The organism is Thioalkalivibrio sp. HK1 (assembly GCA_000583135.1).
GTDB lineage: Bacteria > Pseudomonadota > Gammaproteobacteria > HK1 > HK1 > HK1.
In genome coordinates, this window is the sequence record JFBG01000038.1 from 26972 (window position 1) to 46266 (window position 19295).

The following is a 19295-nucleotide window of genomic DNA, read 5'->3' on the forward strand; positions in this document are numbered from 1 at the left end:
TATGCGTCGGCAAAATAGACTACGCATAAAGAAAGGGATTCTTCTTGCGAGCGAGAAAATCTGCGCTGAGGATATAGGTATCGGATAAAGGAAAGCCTTGCCGCTCGTCGGTTCGATCACTACAAGGTCGAGTGCGTCATCGCTCGAAAAGCACGGATGCCGCTGTCGGCTTCTTTGCGAAAAAGGCGGCCATTCGATTCACCGGCGGGTCATCCGCCGAAGAAAAAGGAGAGGTGGAAAGTGGAAGAATCCGGCAAGCAGGTCGAGGATGCCGCCGAAGCGGAGATCGTCAGGCTGCGAAGCCTCGTCGATCGGCTCTATCCGGATATCGAGGCGGTGTTCGTGAAGGCTCGGGCGGAAGAGGCGTACCATGACGAGAGCCCGATCGTCGCCAAGATTCGCTCGGCGATCAGCGCCGGATTCGAAATTCGAGGGGCCTTCGATCAGGCGGCATCGCAGGCGATCCTCGGCTATCTCTTTCGCCGACGCGCGCACTACGAGCGGAAAACGCTCCTTGCGATGGTCGAACGCTTGCGCCTTGAGGTCGATGCGGATTATTTCAATCGGATCGTCGATTCGCTGAACCGATATCTCGACGATGAGCGGATCGAGCGCAAATCATGAGCGCGATCCTTCCGGCGCTCTCACCGCACTCGTGTCTTATCAAAGCGATCGCTTCGAGTCTCGTCCAAAAGCGGACCGCCGGCAGCCGGCCGAACCATACCCGATGGCGAACGACGAGACGGCAGGCGCTATCTGCGATCGGCGGCAGCGACGATCGGCGGCGGATATCGCTCGCTGCCGGCAACCCATCACTGCCGATGGCGTTTTTGTTTGTGCTCCACGGTGATCACCCGAAATTGATCCGGCGATAAGCGTTCGCTGATCACCATCACCCCGTTGAGGCGCTCCGCATCGGATTTCGACAGCGTTTTTTGCTTCTCCAACACATTCAACTTGGGTCTTTTGATCATCCAACCGCGCCGGGGGCGTCCGCTGCTGCCCTTGCCTCTGGGCTTGTCGAAGTCCCTATGCTCGACGATCTGCATCACATTTTCATGGCTGATCCCTCGCTGACCCATGCGATCGGTGGCGTGTTTGGTGAATACCACCGACGTCGACCGTTTGGGAGGGATTTCCCGATGAGCGCTTTCGGGGGTGTCTATCGACGGATCAAGGGATTCGTTTTCGACCGGGAGGATCCAATCCCGATATCGATCGAGCCAGACTCGGACCCTTTTGATAGGTTTCAATTGTCAAAAATCCGTTTTCTCTGCCGCCGACTCGAGCACGCTCAGAGCCGATAGCAGGTGATGCAGCTGCGTTTCATCGAGCGATGCGCGCAAGTATCGCTGTCGCTTGCGCATCACGGGCAAGGCCGCCTTGTAAAGAGCGTGCCCTTTTCGCGTCGGCGACCATAGATATTGGCGATGATCCGCGGTATTGGTCCGTCCCTGCAAGAGACCCGCTTTCACCAAACCCTTGATGGTACGGCTGACCAAACCCTTATCCATCGTCGAGATCTCGGTCAACGATCGAGAACTGGTCTCCTTGCTGCCTGAGATCAATGCCAATACCCGCCATTCGCTGAGGGTCAGGCCGAAATTGCGGCTCAATATCCTCAGCGCCTGCCGATTGAGGCGCGATTGCACAAAGGCCAAACGATAGGTGAGGAACTGCTGTGGCTGCAAAGGTTCGGTCATGATGCCTCGAGGCGCCTCCTTTTCAAGCGATCGTCTTTTCAAGCGATCGTCTTTTCGAACGATCGTCTTTTCGAACGATCGTCTTTTCTTCGAACGGCCGTCTTTCGAAGCGGCCGATTCGGTGCTTGCGATTCGATTGGTCGATCGGTCGACTGATCATATCTTGCAAGTTTTCGTTGTATAGTCAACAATCTTTCGTCGCTCGAATGTCGTTGGAAATCGAAGGGTATTTCACCGAAAAAGCGAGATCGATCAAGCAAAAAGAGTCGGGACCGGCGAACGATGCCGACAAAACCGAGGAAAATCCCCTTTTTTTCGATCGCTGCCCGATCAAGATTCCACCATGATAAAACCGATAAGGGAGATGGCAAGAATGAAATCCATGATTCGATCCATGAGCATGGTGTTGATCGCCCTTTTTGCGATCTCGGCTTCGGCGAGCGCCCACAATTGGGCCCCCAACGGACCGGTCAAATTGCTGATCGGCTTTGCCGCCGGGGGCGGAGCCGACACCCAAGCCCGGCTGATCGCCCAAGATATCGAGGAGGCCGTCGGCTGGGAAATCATCCCCGAGCAAATCACCGGCAAAGGCGGTTTGAACTTGGCGATGGCGCTGAAAGACGAGCCGCAAGACGGTACGGTCATCGGCATGGTCGCCACCGAGACCTTGGGCTACAACCTACGCGCGGCCGATGTCGGCGTAGGCCCGAATGACTTCACCGCGATTGCGACCACCGCCGGGTTCCAGATGGGAATCGTCGCCAAAAGCGATATGGGCTGGAAGGATTTCGGCGATGTGGTCGACGCCGCCAAATCCGGGCGGGCGATTCGCTTCGGCACGATGAGCCCCCGGCTTTCGGATCTCGCCTACTTGCTCGGCAAGGCGCAGGGAATCGAACTCAATATCGTCGAGGTCAAGGGCGGCAAGGCGGTGATGAACGGGGTCAACGGCGGCGATATGGATTTGGGCTTCATGGCCGGCATCCAAGCCAAGGGGGTGGCCGCCGGCGATCTCGTCAACCTCGCCTCCGCCCTTTCGGTGCCGCTCAAGCAAACGCCGAACGCTCCTTTGATGAAGGATTACGGTCTCGAATTCAACTCCGACGGTTATTTCGTCTTCATCGGCCCCGGAGGGATGGATAAAGAGGTACGCGATACTTGGATCGCCGCCATCTCCAATGCCGTCAAAAAAGAGGGCAGCCGATCCAACGGGATGATCAGCAAGGCTTTCGGCGGTCCCACGGTCATTTCCGGCGATACCTTGCAAGCGCAAATCGTCAAGGAATTCGAGGATGCCGGACGCCTGATGGCCGTCGCTTCGCAGTGAAAAAAGCCAGGATCGATCACGCGATGCTCGAAGGGTTGCTTGAAAGCGACCGTTCAAGGGCGAATCCCGTTCGCGCGCTCCGCCCCCGGCGGGGATAAGGGAGCGGCCGGCTCTTGTACCCTCGCCTCGATCGTTCGATCGATCAGCGCATCCTCGCTCGCCCTTTAAGGAACGTCCCTTTACAAACCCCGATATTTTCGCGATGCCGCCGATCGGACGCAATCGGATCGCAAGCCTTGCTTTTCTCGTGCTGGGCGCAGGGCTGCTCGCCCTTTCCCTGCTCGATTCGGGCAGCGGCATCTATGAAATCTCCCGCCGCAAGGTGGTGATCGGTGATGCTCTGGCCCCGGTGGTCGCCTGCACCTTCATTCTCATCGGCACGATCTTGGACGCATTGAAAGGCGGCAAGGATCACTCATTGGATCGAACGGGGCTTGTCAATCTGGGATGGATCTTAGGCGTGATCCTCGCAGGCTTGATCATGATGCGCTGGGCCGGGCCGCTGGCGGTGGATCTGGCGACGATGGTCGGAATCGAAGGCGGGGTCGATGGCGAGAAAGCCCTTGAATATCGCACGCTGCGCAATACGCCGCCTTGGAAATACATCGGCTTTTTCCTCGGCAGCACCTTGATCATCGGCGCGTTGATCTCCCGCTCCGAAAGGCGCTTGCTACCGCGCCACCTCTGGCTGGGGGCCTTGGCCGCCCTTTGCCTGATCGCGGTATACGACCTGCCCTTCGATGATCTCCTGCTGCCGCCGAACGGGGATGTGTGATTGGAACTCCTCGCTTATATCCCGCTCGGCATCGATGCCGTTTTCGGCCCCGCATCGAGGATCTCGATCTTGGGAGTCGCCCTGCCCCTGACCCCGCTGATGGTGCTGGCGGGATTCGTGCTCGGCATCGTCGTCGGGGCGACCCCGGGGCTGGCGGGGCCGATGGCGATGGCCGTTTGCCTGCCGATCCTGATCTCGATCTTCGGCTACGGCGCCGACGCCCTCCTGCCGGTGCTGGGCTTCCTGATCGGGATCATGAAAGGAGCGACCTTGGGCGGCGCCGTCCCCGCGATTCTTTTCAATATCCCGGGCACCCCCGATGCCTACATGACCACCTTGGACGGTCATCCGATGGCCAAGGAGGGCAAGGCCTACCAAGCCCTTCGCATCGCGCACCTCTCCTCGGTTTCGGGGGATACCTTTTCCGATATCGTGTTGATCGTCGGCGCCGCCTTCATCGCGGTCGCCGTCGAGGAGTGGCTCGATCTACCGGAAAAAACCGCCCTGCTGATCTTCTCGCTCTCGTTCATCGCCGCGGTGATCGGCTCTTCGGTCGGAAAAGGGTTGATCGCCATCGGCTTGGGGCTCTTTACGGCCTTCATCGGCACCGGCGAGGAGTTCTATCCTCGGCTCACCGGCGGCACGGCGATCCTGGCCGAAGGAATCCCCATCGCCGCCGCCATCCTCGGAGTGCTGATCGTCGGCGAAATCTTCAAATCCCTCGACGATATCCGTCGGGAGGGAATCAAGCCGACCCTTGCACCCCAAAGAACCGCGGGCGATAGCGGCAAATTGTCTTGGTCGCTGCTTCGAAGGCTCTTTCCCCATATCGGCCGCTCCGCCCTCGTGGGAACCGCGATCGGCGCTCTCCCCGGAATCGGCTCGACGCTGGCGGCAACCATCGGCTACACCCTGGGAGCGAAGATCCACGCTCGCAAGCGCCCGTTCGAGCGCCCCTTCGGCAAGGGCGCCCCGGAGGGAGTGGCGGCCACCGAAGCCGCCAACAGCTCGGTCTCCGGTGCCAACCTGATCCCCACCCTCTCCTTGGGCATCCCGGGCAATACGGCGGCGGTCTTTTTGATCCTGGCGATGGATTCGATCGGCGGATTCAACCCCGGACCCTCGGTCTTTCGCACCTCCGCCGAGATCAACCCCGAGTTGGTCATCGTCTTCGGTCTTTTCACCTCGATGATCTTCGCCAATCTTCTCAACTGGACCATCGGCGGCGTCTTCATGCGCCATATCGGCATCTTGACGCGGGTGAAAAAACACATCCTGCTGCCCATCGTCCTGCTCCTGACGATGACCGCCACCTATATCCAATACACGCGATTGAGCGCGGTTGTCTTCTTGCTCTTTTTCGGAGCCTTGGGCTATGCGATGCGCAAGCTCGATATATCGCCCCTGCCTTTCGTGGTCGCCTTCATCCTCGGCAATCAGCTCGAAGAGACCGCAAGGCAGGCTTTTGCCGCCACCGGCGGCGATGCCTTCTTTCTTTTCAACCGACCCGTGGCGGCCGCATTCATGCTGCTGAGCCTCATCACCATCGTCGTGATGTCGAGGCAGCGATCGAGGGAGATACCATGAAGCGCCCGAATATCCTCCTGCTCACCTCCGATCAGCAGCGCGCCGACTGCATGGGCTCGATGGGGCGCAAGATCAAGACCCCTCATCTCGACGCCCTCGCCCGCCGGGGAACGCACTTCACCGGCTGCATCACACCAACGGTGGTCTGTCAACCGGCCCGCGCCTCGATCCTCACCGGGCAACTCGGCCGCACCCACGGCGTACACGATAACGGTATCGATCTCGACCCTGCCATCGGGGAGAGAGGATTTGCCGGAGCCCTCGCCGCCACCGGCTACCAAAGCGCCTTTTTCGGAAAGGCGCATTTCGCCACCTACCACACCTTCGCCCCCACCGGCACCCCGGAATGCCTGCGATCGTCCGCCGATTACGGCGATGACTGGTACGGCCCCTATATGGGTTTCGAATACCTGGAGCTCGTACTGGTGGGGCATAACTGGTTTCCCCCCGAAAAGCCGCCGGCGGGTCAGCACTACGAACGCTTTTTCCATTGGCAAGGCCAAGGCGATGAGAGGCTGCGGCTTTATCTGGAAAATGCAGGCGATACCAAGGGGGCGGCCCAGACTTGGCATTCGAGGCTCCCGGTAGCATGGCATAACTCGACATGGACGGCGGATCGGGCGCTCGAATGGCTGGCCCATACCCGGGATCGAGAACGACCCTTTTGCACTTGGATCAGTTTCCCCGACCCCCACCACCCCTTCGATTGCCCCGAACCTTGGTCTTACTTGCATCCCCCGGCGGACGTCGACCTACCGCTCTATCGCGAACGAGACTTCGAAAAACGTCCTTGGTGGCATGAGGCGGCGGTCACCAACGAACCGAAAGGCGACGGCAAGAATGTGGATATCCGCAAGAACTACTCTCGTATCGGGCCGCAAAGCGACGAGCAACTGCGAGAGATCATCGCCAATACCTACGGACAAATCAGCCTGATCGACCATCAGGTCGGGCGCATCGTCGATTATCTCGATCGATCCGGTTTGAGCGAGAACACCATCGTCGTCTATACCTCGGATCACGGCGACTGGCTCGGAGATCACGGACTGATACTCAAAGGTCCGATGCATTACGAAGGGCTGCTCAAGGTGCCCTTGCTGATCAAAGGCCCCGGGGTTCCGGCAGGAATTTGCGTGAACGATCCGGTTTCGACCCTCGATCTGGGCGCCACCTTTTTCGATTATGCGAATGTAAAAGCCATGCTCGAGCAGCACGGGCGGAGCCTTAGACCGGTGATCGAGGGAAACGAACGCCGAACGCATGCCCTCAACGAGTGGGGGCTCGGCGCCAATCGGGTCGGGGTGGCGTTGGAACTGCGCACCGTTCACGAGGGCGCTTGCAAACTCACCCTCGAACTGAACTCCGGTGCCGGAGAACTCTATGATCTGCTCGATGATCCGCATGAAAACGAGAATCTCTTCGACCGACCCTCGGCCGCCGCCATGCGCAACCGTCTCATCTCGAGGATCGAAGAGCGTCCCGACGATATGATTGCCTTGCAAACCCCGGTCGGAACGGCTTAGAACGGGCGGGGCTTTCAACCCCGTTTTTAGCCTCCTCCTGGCCTTGCCTGCTTCGCAATTCGATGGATCGCATCGAGTTTTTCGGTGATCTCGCTATCGATATCATCAAGATCCATCCATTCGACGAGGCGATGGAAGTCTTTTTTCGCCATCGAGTTGTAGACGTCGATCGCACTGTAAAATTGCCGGAAAAGCGGGATCAAAAAATCATCGCCGGCTTTGATATCTTCACCCCAAGGCGAACCCTTGCCAAGCGTTTCAAGCGATCCTTCGATCTTGGAAATGCTGTTCTCCATCTGTTGCGACCATGCAGAAGTGGCTATATCTCCTATATAGCTCCGCCCTTCCTCTTGAGAGAAAGATAAGAGCGTCTTTCTTTGACAAAGATAGTTCTCGATCTCACGTTTACGCCACATCATCTGTTCGAAATCGTCACTCGGTTGCAAGTCGGTATCGAGCCGATCGTAGATGGCGATCGCCACCAAATCGGATTTCGCCTCTCGCAAGCCTTGATAATGCGATTGAGCGTCTTTCGGGTGATTGGAAACATAACGAACGAAAGGATTTTTCAGTGACTCTTGCGCCGGATGATCCAATTTTCGGGCGAAGGCTTGCAAGATATCGAGATCCGTCGAGCCTTCGAGATAGAGCACCCAGCCGGTTTGTTCGGCCAACATATAGTGATGAAAATCGATATCCTTCAACGCTTTGAGAACCTGACCCTTTTTATTGACCCGATGAGGCTTGCCGACAAAAGCGACCAACGCATCTCCTCGCTCGACGGCTTGGGAGAGCACAACCTCCGAATGACTGGCGGCGATGATCTGATTTCCATGCTTTTGCGCTTTGTCGCCGAGCAATCGATAAATCTGACGCTGACGCAGAATTTCCAAGTGGGCATCCGGCTCGTCGAGCAATAACGCCGCCCCGGGATTGGCCATCATATAGGCGAGCAATAAAAGAGTTTGTTGTTGCCCCCTTCCGCTAGCGGAAATATCCAGCGACGTCCCTTCGAGGGTGCGATAGGTCATCCTCAGCTCGCCCCGCTCCACTATATATCTAGGTCTATCGAGCCGACTTCCGAATAACTCCTCGATGCCATCGGCGAGTTCCTCCCATGCTTCCTCGCTGCCTTGATCATTGGCGATACCATGGCAAAGATTTCGCAGGATTTCCGCGGTGCGACCCTCGCCGATCCGAACATCGATGGCGCCTTGGTCGATCCGGGTCTCGTTGGCGATCAACCCCGACATCGGCGGTAAATAGGCGATCTTGGCTTCCAACGCCTGTTCCGGAACCGGCATGCGCCGATCGCCCATCGATAGCGGTCGACAATAAAAGGCTTCCGGATTCGCATGATCGAATTCGAATCCGCAGGACCATCGCTCGCCATTACGGGAGAATCCATCGACGACGATCTCGATCAATATATTCTTCGGACGGGTTTTCCCATCGACATGACGGCCGCTTCTTGTCCGGCGACCACGCCATAAAAGATTCATCTCCGGCACCGGCACCGCGATCAGATCCCGGCGGTTGATGGTCACCCCGGGCCTTTTCATCGAAACCTCTCCAAGGCCTCGTTTTTCCGCCCAGCGCCTAAGACCGATATCCCACAAAGCCAGCGCTTGCAATGCGGCGGTCTTGCCCGAGTTATTCGGGCCGATCAATACCACCCGATCGTCGAGATCGATATCGACATCCTCGAAGGATTTGAAATTGCGAATCCGCAGTCGGTTCAACATGATTGCACTCTCGTTCGTTTCGGGGACATCGATGATTCGTCCGGAATTTCATCCGTTATCCGAAGGGCAACGAGATCATAAGCCGATACCCGTCGACGGGATTTTACGACGCTTGATGACAAGCCTTATAACCCTTCGATCTCCTTTTTCGATATCATCGAAGACATCCTGCCGATCTTCTTCTGCGATCGACCGAATGCTGCCGATGGATTGAGAGGCAAGGGCCGAGGAAGTAAAGGGAATGACCGATAGCGCTCGATTCGAAGGCAATCTCTCGCAGGCGCAGAATCGACGGTCGTTCGTTCTTCGCTCAAGGTTCGAAGGCCGGGTTGCGCCATGACCGGGGCCATGCCGAAGGGACAAGGGGTGGATATCGGCGCTGGGGCTTCGTATCTCGATATTGCCGGCGGGATCGGCGCTTCGCCTCGCACCAAGGGACCGCGGCAGACCATCAAAAAGGAAGCACCCGCACGTTCGGGGATCATCACATCGCCCGCACGGGATCCCGATTCGCCATCCGCCGATTCACCGCCCGCATCGGCGACGATTTCGCTCCCGACCACACCTTGAAGGCGCTCCTTCACGAAGCCTTCCCGAGCATGCACGGCCGAGGCACGAACAGATGCTCGGTGCCGATGATCCCGCCAAGGAAAGGGCGAAATCGATGGCACTCTCTCTTTCATGCAAAATCCTCTATCCTTTCGACCCCGATACCACCACGATGCAGTCCGAATCACGACGCAAGCCGAATCGAGGAAAAAGCCATGCCGGGATTGATACGAAGGCTGGGCATCAAAGCCTTGCTTGAATCCCTGTCGAATCCGATGCCCGGCGATCCGGCCGAGCAGGAACACGATTACGAACTGGCAACCGCCATCTTGCTCATCGAGGTGATGCGGGCGGATCGAACGAGCCACCCCGACGAGCGCAAGACAGTGGTGGCAACCTTGGTGCGCGCCTTCCAGCTCGATGAGAGCGAAGCTCAGGCCTTGATCGCCAAAGGCGAGAGTCGGGCGGATGAAGTCGTATCCCTGCACGAGTTCACCCAAGCGATCAACCGCCGGCTCGATGCCGAGCAAAAGGCGCATATCGTGGAACTGCTGTGGCGCGTGGCCTTCGCCGACGGCGATTTGGATCGCTACGAAGAGCACCTGATCCGCCGCATCGCCGATCTCCTCCACATTCCGCATTCGACCTACATCCAAAAGAAACTGAGCGTCGGCGAGGAGATGGCATTGTGAACCACCCGGCCTCCTTCATGGCCAGGATCAAGCAAAGCCGACTTTCGAGTCCCTCGTCCTGAAGATAAGAGGGTCACATCGGGTAGTGCCAAAGCGCCAAAAACCGCTTGACAAATCCGAGATGATTTGGGTGTATACTGCGCTGATCGAAGAGCGAGCATCGAAGTGGAAGCCGATGCCGTAGCGGAGAAATCCCGATGTGAGCGCTATCGGAAGAAGATCTCCTCGATTGATATCAAATATATTGAAAACAAACAACGAGGTTGACAAATTCGCCATGAGAAGAAAAGCAAAAAACCTTATTACCCCCCCCCCCCAGAAATTTTGCAAATTCGACTATCTGGACCAGGGATAATTTACATATTCTTCGTAGACTCAACTCCGAATCGGTTGATCTGATCTATCTTGATCCGCCTTTCAACTCAAAACGAGATTATGCCGCTCCTATAGGTTCGGAAGCGGCCGGTGCGGCGTTCAAAGATACTTGGACACTTTCGGATATAGACGAAGCATGGATTGATATTCTGCGAGATAAATACCCGCGCATTCGTGAATTTCTTAGGTGGGCACCTGAATCAAATTCGGATAAATCGTATCTTGTCTATCTTGCCATGCGCCTTATCGAATGTCATCGAGTACTTGCATCGACAGGCTCACTTTATTTGCATTGCGATCCAACGATGTCGCATTATCTAAAAATACTTCTCGATAAGATTTTTGGAAAAGATAATTTTCGAAACGAGATAGTATGGTGTTATTCAACTAGCGGTCGTAGCAAAAAGAAATTTGCAGCCAAACACGATATCATTTTATTTTATAGTAAATCGGAAAACTACAGATTTGAATATTCCTTAAAAATCAGTCAGAAATATCTAGATAGCCATTATCGACAAACCGACGAAAATGGCAGACGATGTAGAATCCGTGTCGACGCCGGTAAGGTAAGAATATACTACCCCGAAGAAGGAATGACTTGCAATGATTGGTGGACTGATATCCCCTATGTTAATAGTCAAGCCAAAGAAAGAACGGGCTATCCCACTCAAAAACCGCTTGCACTATTAAGCCGCATTATCAAAGCATCAAGTCAAGAAGGTGACATCGTACTCGATCCATTCGCCGGATGTGCAACCACTTGCGTGGCGGCCGAAGGACTTTATCGTCGCTGGATAGGGATTGACATCTCCGAAAAAGCGGTTGAACTCGTCAAACGTCGCATCAAGAATGATCTCGGCATCCTTTCACCGAATGTAATTCATCGAACGGATATTCCAAAGCGTACCGATATCGGAAAAATCCCCCGCTATAACTCACCGGAGATCAAGAAACACTTATTCGGGAAACAAACCGGTCAATGTGCGGGTTGTCATAGTCGATTCGAATTCCGCCATCTTGAAGTCGATCACTATATCGCCCAATCGGTCGGCGGGACCGATCATATCGACAATCTTCAACTGCTTTGTTCTTCATGCAATCGGATAAAAGGCAACCGGGGTCAGGAATATCTCATCACCCAACTGAATCTCGATTGATTCGTTTCGGCACCGCCCGATATAACCCTCAGAAGAAAAGTACCACTCCCTACTCCCCTTCACCCGGTTCACTGCTAAAGAAAATATTCCTGTACCAACCCACGGCCTCGCCGCCGGTGTTGTCGGTATCGGTCATGATCGCCACTCCGTCGATGGTGCGTGCATCTTCTCCGAGAAGGCTTTGGAAGTCGGCCCGCACATCTCGCCATTCGCTGATCCATTGGCCGGCTTGGGTGTCGCCGCTTTGCAATGCCACATTATGGGAGGCGTCGGTATAGGCGCTCGGCCATGTCTGGCCTTGGGCTTGGGTGCCCGCCCAGACATAGTTGACGGCTCGGGTTTTCCAGCGAAGGATGGGATGAGAGCGAACCACATAGACCCTCGCACTGTAATCGTCCCCCTCCTTCGTGCGTTCATCGGCTCCGGGGATGCTCTTGTCGATCCGCCAATCCCAGTGTAGATAAGGGGTTTTCTCGAGATCGACGCGGATCTCTAGATAAAGCACCGAGGCGGTACTTCGGCTCGTCGCCCGCAATGCCGGACGCTCGGAAATCTCCACCGCCTCGTAGATCGTTTGGCCGCTGAATATCCTCTCCTTCCACATATCCTGTCCGGCATCTTGCCCCCAGGATTCGATATCGGCGTCGGAGAGGATCGAAACCCGATCCGGCTCTTGCGCGGCAAAGGTCTGCGCCGGCAGAAAAAAACATCCGATGATGCACATCGTCGCCGCCACCGGCGAGCGTATCGATGACCTAAGATCGGCAAGGGTCTTTTTCGGTGATCGCATTTTTTCTTACCCCCTGGGTGTCGTTCGGGTGATCGTCGTTGCTTGGTTCTCGCCGAATGGCGTTCCATCGATGTCTTATGAGACTATCGTCTATCGATAGTATCTATCAATAGTGCTGAATGCCCCTCTCACCGCTTCGCATTCGGAAAGAACAAAGGCTGCCCGTCGATGCGATACGAGGCGATCGCCTCCTGTCCGGTGCTCGATAGGATCCAATCCACGAATCGCCGTCCTTGTTTCGCTTTGACTCCGGGATGACGATCGGGATTGACAAGGATGATCCCGTACTGGTTGAACAGCCTCGGATCGCCTTGCACCAATATCCGATGATTCCCTTTGTTGCCGAAGGCGATCCAAGTGGCGCGATCCGTCAGCGCATAGGCATCCATCCCCACCGCGATATTGAGCGTCGTTCCCATCCCCGAGCCCGTTTCCCGATACCAACGACCCGAAGCCGCCTGCACATCCACCCCGGCCATCCGCCACAATCGCAGTTCCGCCTTGTGGGTTCCGCTGTCGTCACCTCGAGAAGCGAAGGGTCGTTTCGTATCGGCGATCATCGATAGCGCCGAGGGCGCATCGTCTTGACCTTCGATCCCCGCAGGATCCCGAGCCGGTCCGACGATGATGAAATCGTTGTACATCACATCGAAGCGCTCGACCCCGTGACCCTCGGCCACGAAACGCTCTTCGTCGATCCTGGAATGGGTCAGCAGAACATCCCCGTCTCCGTTTTTAGCATTGCGCAGCGCCTGACCGGTACCCACCGCCACCACCCTGACCTCGATACCGGTATCGGCCTGAAAGAGCGGTAGCAGATGCTCGAAAAGACCGGAGTTCCGGGTCGATGTCGTCGATTGGACGATGATAAAGGGCGAGTCGTTCTCTTGGGCGAAGGCGAGCGAAGACAGACCCATTAAGATCGAGAGGGCCAAAGCGGCGAGGAGCGGATAAAGCCCGATGCTTGGAAAGAATCCACGGCGAGACGGCAAGGCCGTCGACGATCCGAACACGGCGATATTCCTTTGAATGAAGAGGGTTTTCGAAGCCGGACCCGATGGCGCCCGGCAGTGCCCGATGGATATCCGAATCGGCATCGAACGGCGAGCGTTCCAAAATCTCGCACGCTTCACTCGCCCTCGAGATAGAGGCGACCTTCGCTCCAAGCGCGCATCGCCGGCGAACGGGGATCATCCAATCGCTGCGATACCGGGCCTGCTTCGACGACCCTGCCCGCATGGAGAAAGATCAGGTCATCCCCGAGCCGACGCGCCTGCCCCTTGTCGTGGGTCACCAAGACGATGGCGACCCCCTCGGCGTGGGCTTGCTCGATCAAGGACTCGACCGCATGGGTCGATGCCGGATCGAGGCTCGCCATCGGCTCGTCCAGGAAAAGCATCCTCGGGGAGGTCGATAACGCCCGCGCCAGCGAAAGACGCTGCTGCTCGCCACCGGAAAGCAATCGCGCCGGACGGTCCGCCTGATCTGCAAGGCGAGCCCGCGCAAGGGCCTTGGTCTCGCGCTCGGCACGCTCCGAGCCCCCGATGCCGCGCACCGCAAGGGCAAAACGCAGATTTCCCCGCACCGAGCGCCGCAGCATCACCGGTCGTTGGAAAACCATCGCTTGCAGACGACGGGCGGCTCGATCGAGCCTGCGACCCTGCCAGCGCACCTCCCCGGCGGTGGGTCGCACCAAGCCGTGCAGCAAACGCAGGAGCAGGCTCTTGCCCGCACCGTTGGCCCCCATGATCACCGTGCGACGCCCGCTGCGAATATCGATATCGATATCGCGCAACAGCCACTTTCCCCCGGCCTCGAAGCAAAGGCCTCGAGTCTCCATCAGCGGCGATTGCGGCTCCAAGGCTATTCCGTCTTTCGACTTCGAAGGCTCGGATACCCGACGACCATCGGTTGTCGTTGCCGCGTTTTTCGAAGGCGAATCATGCGCCGCCGGAGCGAAGAGATCGATCGCGCTTTCGGACATGGTTTGAAAAATCCCGGCCATCCTTTCGTGGGTTCATGTTCATGCCAAGGCGGAGCGCTCGGCGAAGGCCCGCAGCGCCATCACCCCGGCATTGATCATCACCGCCAACAGCAGCAAAACGATCCCCAGCGCCAGAGCGAGCTGCAAATTCCCTTTCGAGGTCTCGAGGGCGATGGCCGTGGTCATCACCCGCGTGACGTGGTTGATATTCCCCCCGACGATGATCACCGCCCCGACCTCGGAGATCGCCCGGCCGAAACCCGCCAATACCGCGGTCAACAGGCTGTAGCGCGCATCCTTCATCAGTTCGAGGATGCGGCGGATCTTCCCCGCTTGCATCGATGCGAACTGCTCGGCGTATTCAAGATGCAGATCCTCGACCACTTGTCGGGTGAGGGCGGCGACGATCGGGGTGATGAGGATCGTCTGCGCGATGATCATCGCCACCGGGGTATAGAGCAGGCCGAGCGGACCCAAGGGACCGGAGGCCGAAAGGATCAGGTAGGCGATCAGCCCCACCACCACCGGCGGCAGCCCCATCAGCGTATTGAGAAGAACGATCAGCGCGCTGCGCCCGGGAAAGGCGAAGGCTCCCGCCAGCGCTCCGACCGGCAGACCGATGAAGCAGGCAATCACCAAGGAAACCAAAGTGATGCGCAGCGAAAGACCGATGATCTCCATCAAATCGGGATCCAGCGCCACAAGCAACCCTGCCGCCTCGCCCAAAATGCCGCCGAAATCACTCATCGATAGGCATCCTTCCTAACCTCTTTCTCTTACGCCCCGATATCGGAAATACCCCTCATCGCGGAGGGCTTTTGCGCTTCGTCGGCGAAATCGCTTCGAAGCCGAGACGATCGCTCGAAAAGCCGCAGGCGGTCGGTGCGGATCATAAAGGCCATTGTCCAAGCGGTCCGGCCAAGCGATCCGGTAGTGATTCGAATGCGCATCGAACGCTTCTAGATGCGATCTTGATTTTCACCCTTGATGACTCGCCGCCTTTGTATGCGCTTTTATGCGCTTTTATGCGCTTTTATGCGCTTTTATGCGCTTCAAGGCTTCTTCTTCCGATACGATGCCGATCGAAGCCGCCTACGAATGCCTACGAATGCCATCGAAAGAAGCGAAATCCGAGCGCCGATATCCGGCGGGATCGATGGAAAAAGTCACTTCTTTTTCGCCCTCGGATGCCCCCGATCATAAGCCCGCGCCAGATGCTGAAAATCGAGATGGGTATAGATCTGCGTGCTCGAAATATCGGCATGACCCAAGAGTTCTTGCACCGCCCGCAGATCCCCGCTCGATTCCAGCATATGTGTGGCGAAGGAATGTCGCAGGAGATGGGGGTAAGCGTTGATCCCGATGCCGCGCTCGAGCGAGCGACGGGAAAATCGCATCTGCACCGAGCGGGGCGAGATCCGGCGACCTCGAAGGCTGACGAAGAGCGCTTCGACCCCGATGTGAGCGATACCCTTGCGCGCCGGCAGCCACTTTTGAATCGCCTCGCAAGCGTGGCTTCCGACCGGAACCCGCCGCTCCTTGCGCCCCTTGCCGACCACCTGCACGATCCCTTCCGCCAGATCGACATCGCCGAGATCGAGAGCGCAGAGCTCGAAAAGACGCAGGCCCGAGGAATAGGCGAGTTCCAACAGGGCGCGATCTCGCAGGCTCAAAGGATCGTCGCCCTCGATGGCGACCAGCGCACAAGCGCGATCCACATCGAGCACCCCCGGTAGCCGCCGCGCGGATTTCGGGGCCGAGACCGAGCGCGCCGGGTTGTGATCGACATCGCCCTGTCCGATGCAAAAATCGAAGAAGGTGCGCAACGCCGAAAGGCTCCGGGCTATCGAACGCCCGCTTTGACCCGCGCGATGCCTCGAGGCTGCGAATTCCCGCACATCCTCCACTCGCACCGCCTTCCAATCGATGCCCCCCCAAGCCATATCCGATGAAGGCTCGCCCGGGCGACGCTGCATCCCTTGCGCCGCTGGATCGGATGGGGGGATCGTCGAAGCCGAAGATTTCATCGAAAAAAAAGCGTGAAAAGCCCCGAGATCGCGGCGGTAGGCGGCCACGGTATGGGCGGAAAGACCTCGGATTCTCTCGATATGCCGACAAAAAAGAACGACGGGATCGAGCGATGGATCGGGCTTCGATCCGAAATCGGGGGGCTTCGATGCGGGCGCCGACACGTCGAGCTCCTGTTATCGGGTGATCGTAAGGGTGATCGAGCGGCGGCTCGGGCGCACGGGGGCATCAATAAAGCGCGCAGGCAGGCGATCGAATCGGGAGGCGGATGCGATCGGCGGCCGTGATCGATCAAAGGATCTGCCCAAGGATCGTAAGACTTGCGAAAAAGGCTCCAATCCGTTCATAGATCGATCTCTCCTTCGAAGACCTTGGTCGCCGTCCCCGATAGATGCACGGTCTCGCCCTCTTTCGGCCAAGAGACCTCGACGATGCCACCGGGCAACTCGACTTGCACCCCATCGGCGAGATCGCCGCTTCGCCTTCCTGCCACCACCGCCGCACAAGCCCCCGAACCGCAAGCGGGGGTCTCCCCCACTCCCCGCTCGAAAACCCGCAGGCGAATGCGATCCGGGGCGACGATCTGCATGAATCCCGCATTCACCCCTTGGGGAAAAAAAGGATGATCCTGCAAGGCGGCGCCGATACGGCGAACGGGCGCGGCATCCGTATCCGCAACTCGCAGCACCGCATGCGGATTACCCATCGAAAGGGCGGCGAATTGCAAGGGCTCGCCGGCGATCACGAGGCAATGAAGCCCATCCGCATCCATGAGGGAAATATTCGATTGCCTCGGGCCGGGCTCGCTTTGCGATGGATCGCCGCTCTTATCTTGCGCGGGCTCGCGCTTGCTTTGTACGGGCTCGTAGCGGGGGATCGCGATCGGAATCGCCTCCGGTTCGAAGCGGGGGGTCCCCATCTCCACCCTCACCGTCTTGTCGGGATCGATGGTGGCCCGCACTCGATGGGAAGGCATCGGCATCGAGCGATCGGATATCGGGGGGTCGATGATCTCGAGGATCATCTCGTCTTTGTCCACAAGCCCGCTCTGTCGAGCGAAAAGCGCCATGCAGCGCATTCCGTTCCCGCAATGCCCGGCTCTGGAGCCGTCGGCATTGAAGATCGCCACCCCCAAATCCGCCTCGGAGTCGCTCGGGTCGGTCGGGGGCACCGCCAGCAATATCTGATCGCAACCCACGCCTCGACGGCGGTCGGCAAGAAAGCGAATCCGGCTCGCATCCGGCAACGGGGTACGAAGGGCGTCGGCCACCACGAAATCGTTGCCGATTCCGTGCATTTTGGTGAAGCGAAAGCGCATCGGTTCATCGAATCCTTGGGTTGTCGCCGAGCGGTGGCTTGACTCCGAAAGCGGCTTGTTCGAGCGATGCTTTCAAGGTCGAGCGGACGATCGAATATTCACCAGCATTCGCGGGAGCATTCGCGCGAGTATTCACAAAAGGCTTCGACCGCCATCCGCCGCCGCTTCCTCGTCAAGGGGCTTCGGGGATAGCGACGCCTCGCCGGGGATCGAGGCTTGAGGCGGATCCTCGATCGAGCACTTGCCGCTTGACGGGGATGGCATCGAATTCGATCCGATCGGCACCGTGATAGACGAGAAAATGCCGCCCTTTGGCCCGCGCCACCATCATCACCGACAGCGCCTCGGCCAACTCCAAACCCATCTGCGTCACGCCCGAGCGGGAAACGATCGCCGGAATCCCCATCAACGCCGCCTTCATCACGATCTCCGAGGTGAGCCTTCCGGTGGTGTAGAAAACCTTATCCGCCCCGCTGATGGAATCGAGCCACATCAGCCCGGAAATCGCATCCGCGGCGTTATGCCTGCCCACATCCTCGATGAAACTCAAGATATTCGAGCCGTGACACAAGGCGCACCCGTGCACCGCACCGGCTTGTCGATAGATCGCGTTGTAAGCGGCCATCGCCTCGAGCAGCGCATAAATCCCCGACTGAGTCAGGCGCATCGGCGGCAAACGCGTTTCGTAGACCTTATCCAAGGTACAGCTGAAAACCGTCCCCTGACCGCAGCCAGTGGTAACGATACGACCTTCCAGCTTGCGCTCGGGATCGGCGATGCCTTTGCCGCTGACGGTGGAGATATCGACCCGCTCTCGATCCCAGTCGACCTCCACCGAGCGTATATCCTCGATATTCTCGAACAGTCGCTGATTGCGCAGATAACCCAGAGCCAAGGCTTCTGGATGGGTGCCCAAAGTCATCAAGGTAACGATCTCTCGCCCATCCACTTTGAGCGTCAGCGGACGCTCCCCCGCAACATGCAGCTCGCGCTGTGCCCCGTATTCGTCGACGGCCAGCACCGCATGGGTCGGAGCCAACCCCGCCCGGGTCATTTGCGGTTTTCGATCGGCATTCGCTTCGTTCATCGACAAAACCACCCTTTATGAGTCGCTCTTGGCTTCGATGCGATGGGATAGGAGGAGATCGCATGCATATCGAAATGCACATCGGATGAAAGGGCGCCATCGATTTCGGCTTCGGCGGCCATCATGATTCGAAGTTCTCCATCGGGCATCGATGGGGGGCCGAGTTGCCGAATCGTCCGGCGAAAAAATCGACTCGACATCGATGATCCGGCATCGGATGCAAGATGGTAGCCTGATCGATGGCGGTCCGATCGAGATCAGGCCGGTATGCCGCACGATCGATCGAATTTTTCGCTTTTCGATGGATCGTCGAGCCGGGCGATCTCGACGCCCCAAGCCTCGGTCGTTCGAGGGCTCTTCGCCACCGCTTTCGTCGATCTTCGCCCATGCGCATATCGGCTCGGTTTCGGGCTTTTTTCTTTGCCTTTTGGTTCACGGGGTGATAGTATTACATCATCCGAAACGATCCACCGAAGTGGCCGATGAAACGACCGTTGAAAGGGCGCAAAACGAACATCGTTTTTCGAAGGGTCTCGGCCAAGAGTAACGTCTTTACTTCGGTGTTCGGGCTTTCATAAACGCCGATATCGGTCGATCTGGCCGATGATGACATTGCCAAGGATCGAATATCGCCTTTTTTCAGGTCACCTCGGGT

The 19295-nt window shown here is 57.7% G+C and carries 17 protein-coding genes; 7 read left to right on the forward strand and 10 right to left on the reverse strand.

The window, feature by feature from the left end:
* The first annotated feature begins 240 nt into the window (after nucleotides 1-240).
* A complete protein-coding gene (locus BF99_RS0110645; protein ID WP_156013260.1) occupies nucleotides 241-624 on the forward strand; it encodes a hypothetical protein in 384 nt (127 codons plus the stop codon).
* A 188-nt stretch (nucleotides 625-812) separates the two neighbouring features.
* On the opposite strand, the gene BF99_RS0110650 is transcribed toward BF99_RS0110645, so the two are convergent.
* Together BF99_RS0110650 and BF99_RS0110655 are read right to left on the reverse strand one after the other, a co-directional pair.
* Nucleotides 813-1112: a DUF4258 domain-containing protein gene (locus BF99_RS0110650; RefSeq protein WP_156013261.1), complete on the reverse strand. Its 300-nt coding sequence runs from the start codon at nucleotides 1110-1112 to the stop codon at nucleotides 813-815.
* 144 nt (nucleotides 1113-1256) lie between these two features.
* On the reverse strand, nucleotides 1257-1703 hold the full coding sequence (locus tag BF99_RS0110655; RefSeq protein WP_025770845.1) for a MarR family winged helix-turn-helix transcriptional regulator: 447 nt from the start codon (nucleotides 1701-1703) through the stop codon (nucleotides 1257-1259).
* 373 nt (nucleotides 1704-2076) lie between these two features.
* Between BF99_RS0110655 and BF99_RS0110670 the strand changes: the two genes are divergently transcribed.
* The 4 genes from BF99_RS0110670 (at nucleotide 2077) to BF99_RS0110690 (ending at nucleotide 6915) form a co-directional block, all read left to right on the forward strand.
* Entirely contained in the window at nucleotides 2077-3030 is a 954-nt protein-coding gene (locus BF99_RS0110670; protein WP_197019105.1) for a Bug family tripartite tricarboxylate transporter substrate binding protein, read from the forward strand.
* Between the two features lie 202 nt (nucleotides 3031-3232).
* The gene (locus BF99_RS0110680) at nucleotides 3233-3805 is read left to right on the forward strand and encodes a hypothetical protein (protein WP_025770848.1); all 573 of its coding nucleotides are present in this window, start codon (nucleotides 3233-3235) and stop codon (nucleotides 3803-3805) included.
* The gene (locus BF99_RS0110685; protein WP_025770849.1) at nucleotides 3806-5392 is read left to right on the forward strand and encodes a tripartite tricarboxylate transporter permease; all 1587 of its coding nucleotides are present in this window, start codon (nucleotides 3806-3808) and stop codon (nucleotides 5390-5392) included.
* Nucleotides 5389-6915 (forward strand): sulfatase-like hydrolase/transferase, encoded by a 1527-nt coding sequence (locus tag BF99_RS0110690; RefSeq protein ID WP_025770850.1) that lies wholly within the window; start codon nucleotides 5389-5391, stop codon nucleotides 6913-6915. Before BF99_RS0110685 ends, BF99_RS0110690 begins: the two co-directional genes overlap by 4 nt.
* A 26-nt stretch (nucleotides 6916-6941) precedes the next feature.
* On the opposite strand, the gene BF99_RS0110695 is transcribed toward BF99_RS0110690, so the two are convergent.
* Complete coding sequence (locus BF99_RS0110695) at nucleotides 6942-8660, reverse strand: ATP-dependent nuclease (RefSeq protein ID WP_025770851.1); 1719 nt, start codon at nucleotides 8658-8660, stop codon at nucleotides 6942-6944.
* Nucleotides 8661-9424: 764 nt separating this feature from the next.
* On the opposite strand from BF99_RS0110695, the gene BF99_RS0110705 reads away from it, so the two are divergent.
* Both BF99_RS0110705 and BF99_RS23410 read left to right on the forward strand, forming a co-directional pair.
* Nucleotides 9425-9901, forward strand: coding sequence for a TerB family tellurite resistance protein (locus BF99_RS0110705; RefSeq protein ID WP_051482874.1), 477 nt, complete (start codon nucleotides 9425-9427; stop codon nucleotides 9899-9901).
* Nucleotides 9902-10299: 398 nt separating this feature from the next.
* Nucleotides 10300-11433 carry a DNA methyltransferase gene (locus tag BF99_RS23410; protein WP_306699756.1) on the forward strand — a complete coding sequence of 378 codons (1134 nt, stop codon included), beginning with the start codon at nucleotides 10300-10302 and terminating at the stop codon, nucleotides 11431-11433.
* Nucleotides 11434-11482: 49 nt separating this feature from the next.
* Here BF99_RS23410 and BF99_RS0110720 read toward each other — a convergent pair whose 3' ends face one another.
* The 7 genes from BF99_RS0110720 to BF99_RS0110765 form a co-directional block, all read right to left on the reverse strand.
* Entirely contained in the window at nucleotides 11483-12223 is a 741-nt protein-coding gene (locus BF99_RS0110720) for a DUF3047 domain-containing protein (RefSeq protein ID WP_081759225.1), read from the reverse strand.
* A gap of 128 nt (nucleotides 12224-12351) precedes the next feature.
* The gene (locus tag BF99_RS0110725; protein ID WP_231471367.1) at nucleotides 12352-13236 is read right to left on the reverse strand and encodes a substrate-binding domain-containing protein; all 885 of its coding nucleotides are present in this window, start codon (nucleotides 13234-13236) and stop codon (nucleotides 12352-12354) included.
* 116 nt (nucleotides 13237-13352) lie between these two features.
* Complete coding sequence (locus BF99_RS0110730) at nucleotides 13353-14207, reverse strand: ATP-binding cassette domain-containing protein (RefSeq protein WP_197019106.1); 855 nt, start codon at nucleotides 14205-14207, stop codon at nucleotides 13353-13355.
* A gap of 39 nt (nucleotides 14208-14246) precedes the next feature.
* Nucleotides 14247-14954 carry an ABC transporter permease gene (locus BF99_RS0110735; RefSeq protein ID WP_025770858.1) on the reverse strand — a complete coding sequence of 236 codons (708 nt, stop codon included), beginning with the start codon at nucleotides 14952-14954 and terminating at the stop codon, nucleotides 14247-14249.
* 419 nt (nucleotides 14955-15373) lie between these two features.
* Nucleotides 15374-16399, reverse strand: a complete 1026-nt coding sequence (locus BF99_RS0110750) for a tyrosine recombinase XerC (RefSeq protein ID WP_025770860.1) — start codon at nucleotides 16397-16399, stop codon at nucleotides 15374-15376.
* A gap of 179 nt (nucleotides 16400-16578) precedes the next feature.
* Nucleotides 16579-17553 carry a diaminopimelate epimerase gene (dapF, locus tag BF99_RS0110760; protein WP_025770861.1) on the reverse strand — a complete coding sequence of 325 codons (975 nt, stop codon included), beginning with the start codon at nucleotides 17551-17553 and terminating at the stop codon, nucleotides 16579-16581.
* Nucleotides 17554-17725: 172 nt separating this feature from the next.
* Nucleotides 17726-18640 carry a formate dehydrogenase accessory sulfurtransferase FdhD gene (locus tag BF99_RS0110765; RefSeq protein ID WP_025770862.1) on the reverse strand — a complete coding sequence of 305 codons (915 nt, stop codon included), beginning with the start codon at nucleotides 18638-18640 and terminating at the stop codon, nucleotides 17726-17728.
* Between the last annotated feature and the right edge of the window lie 655 nt (nucleotides 18641-19295).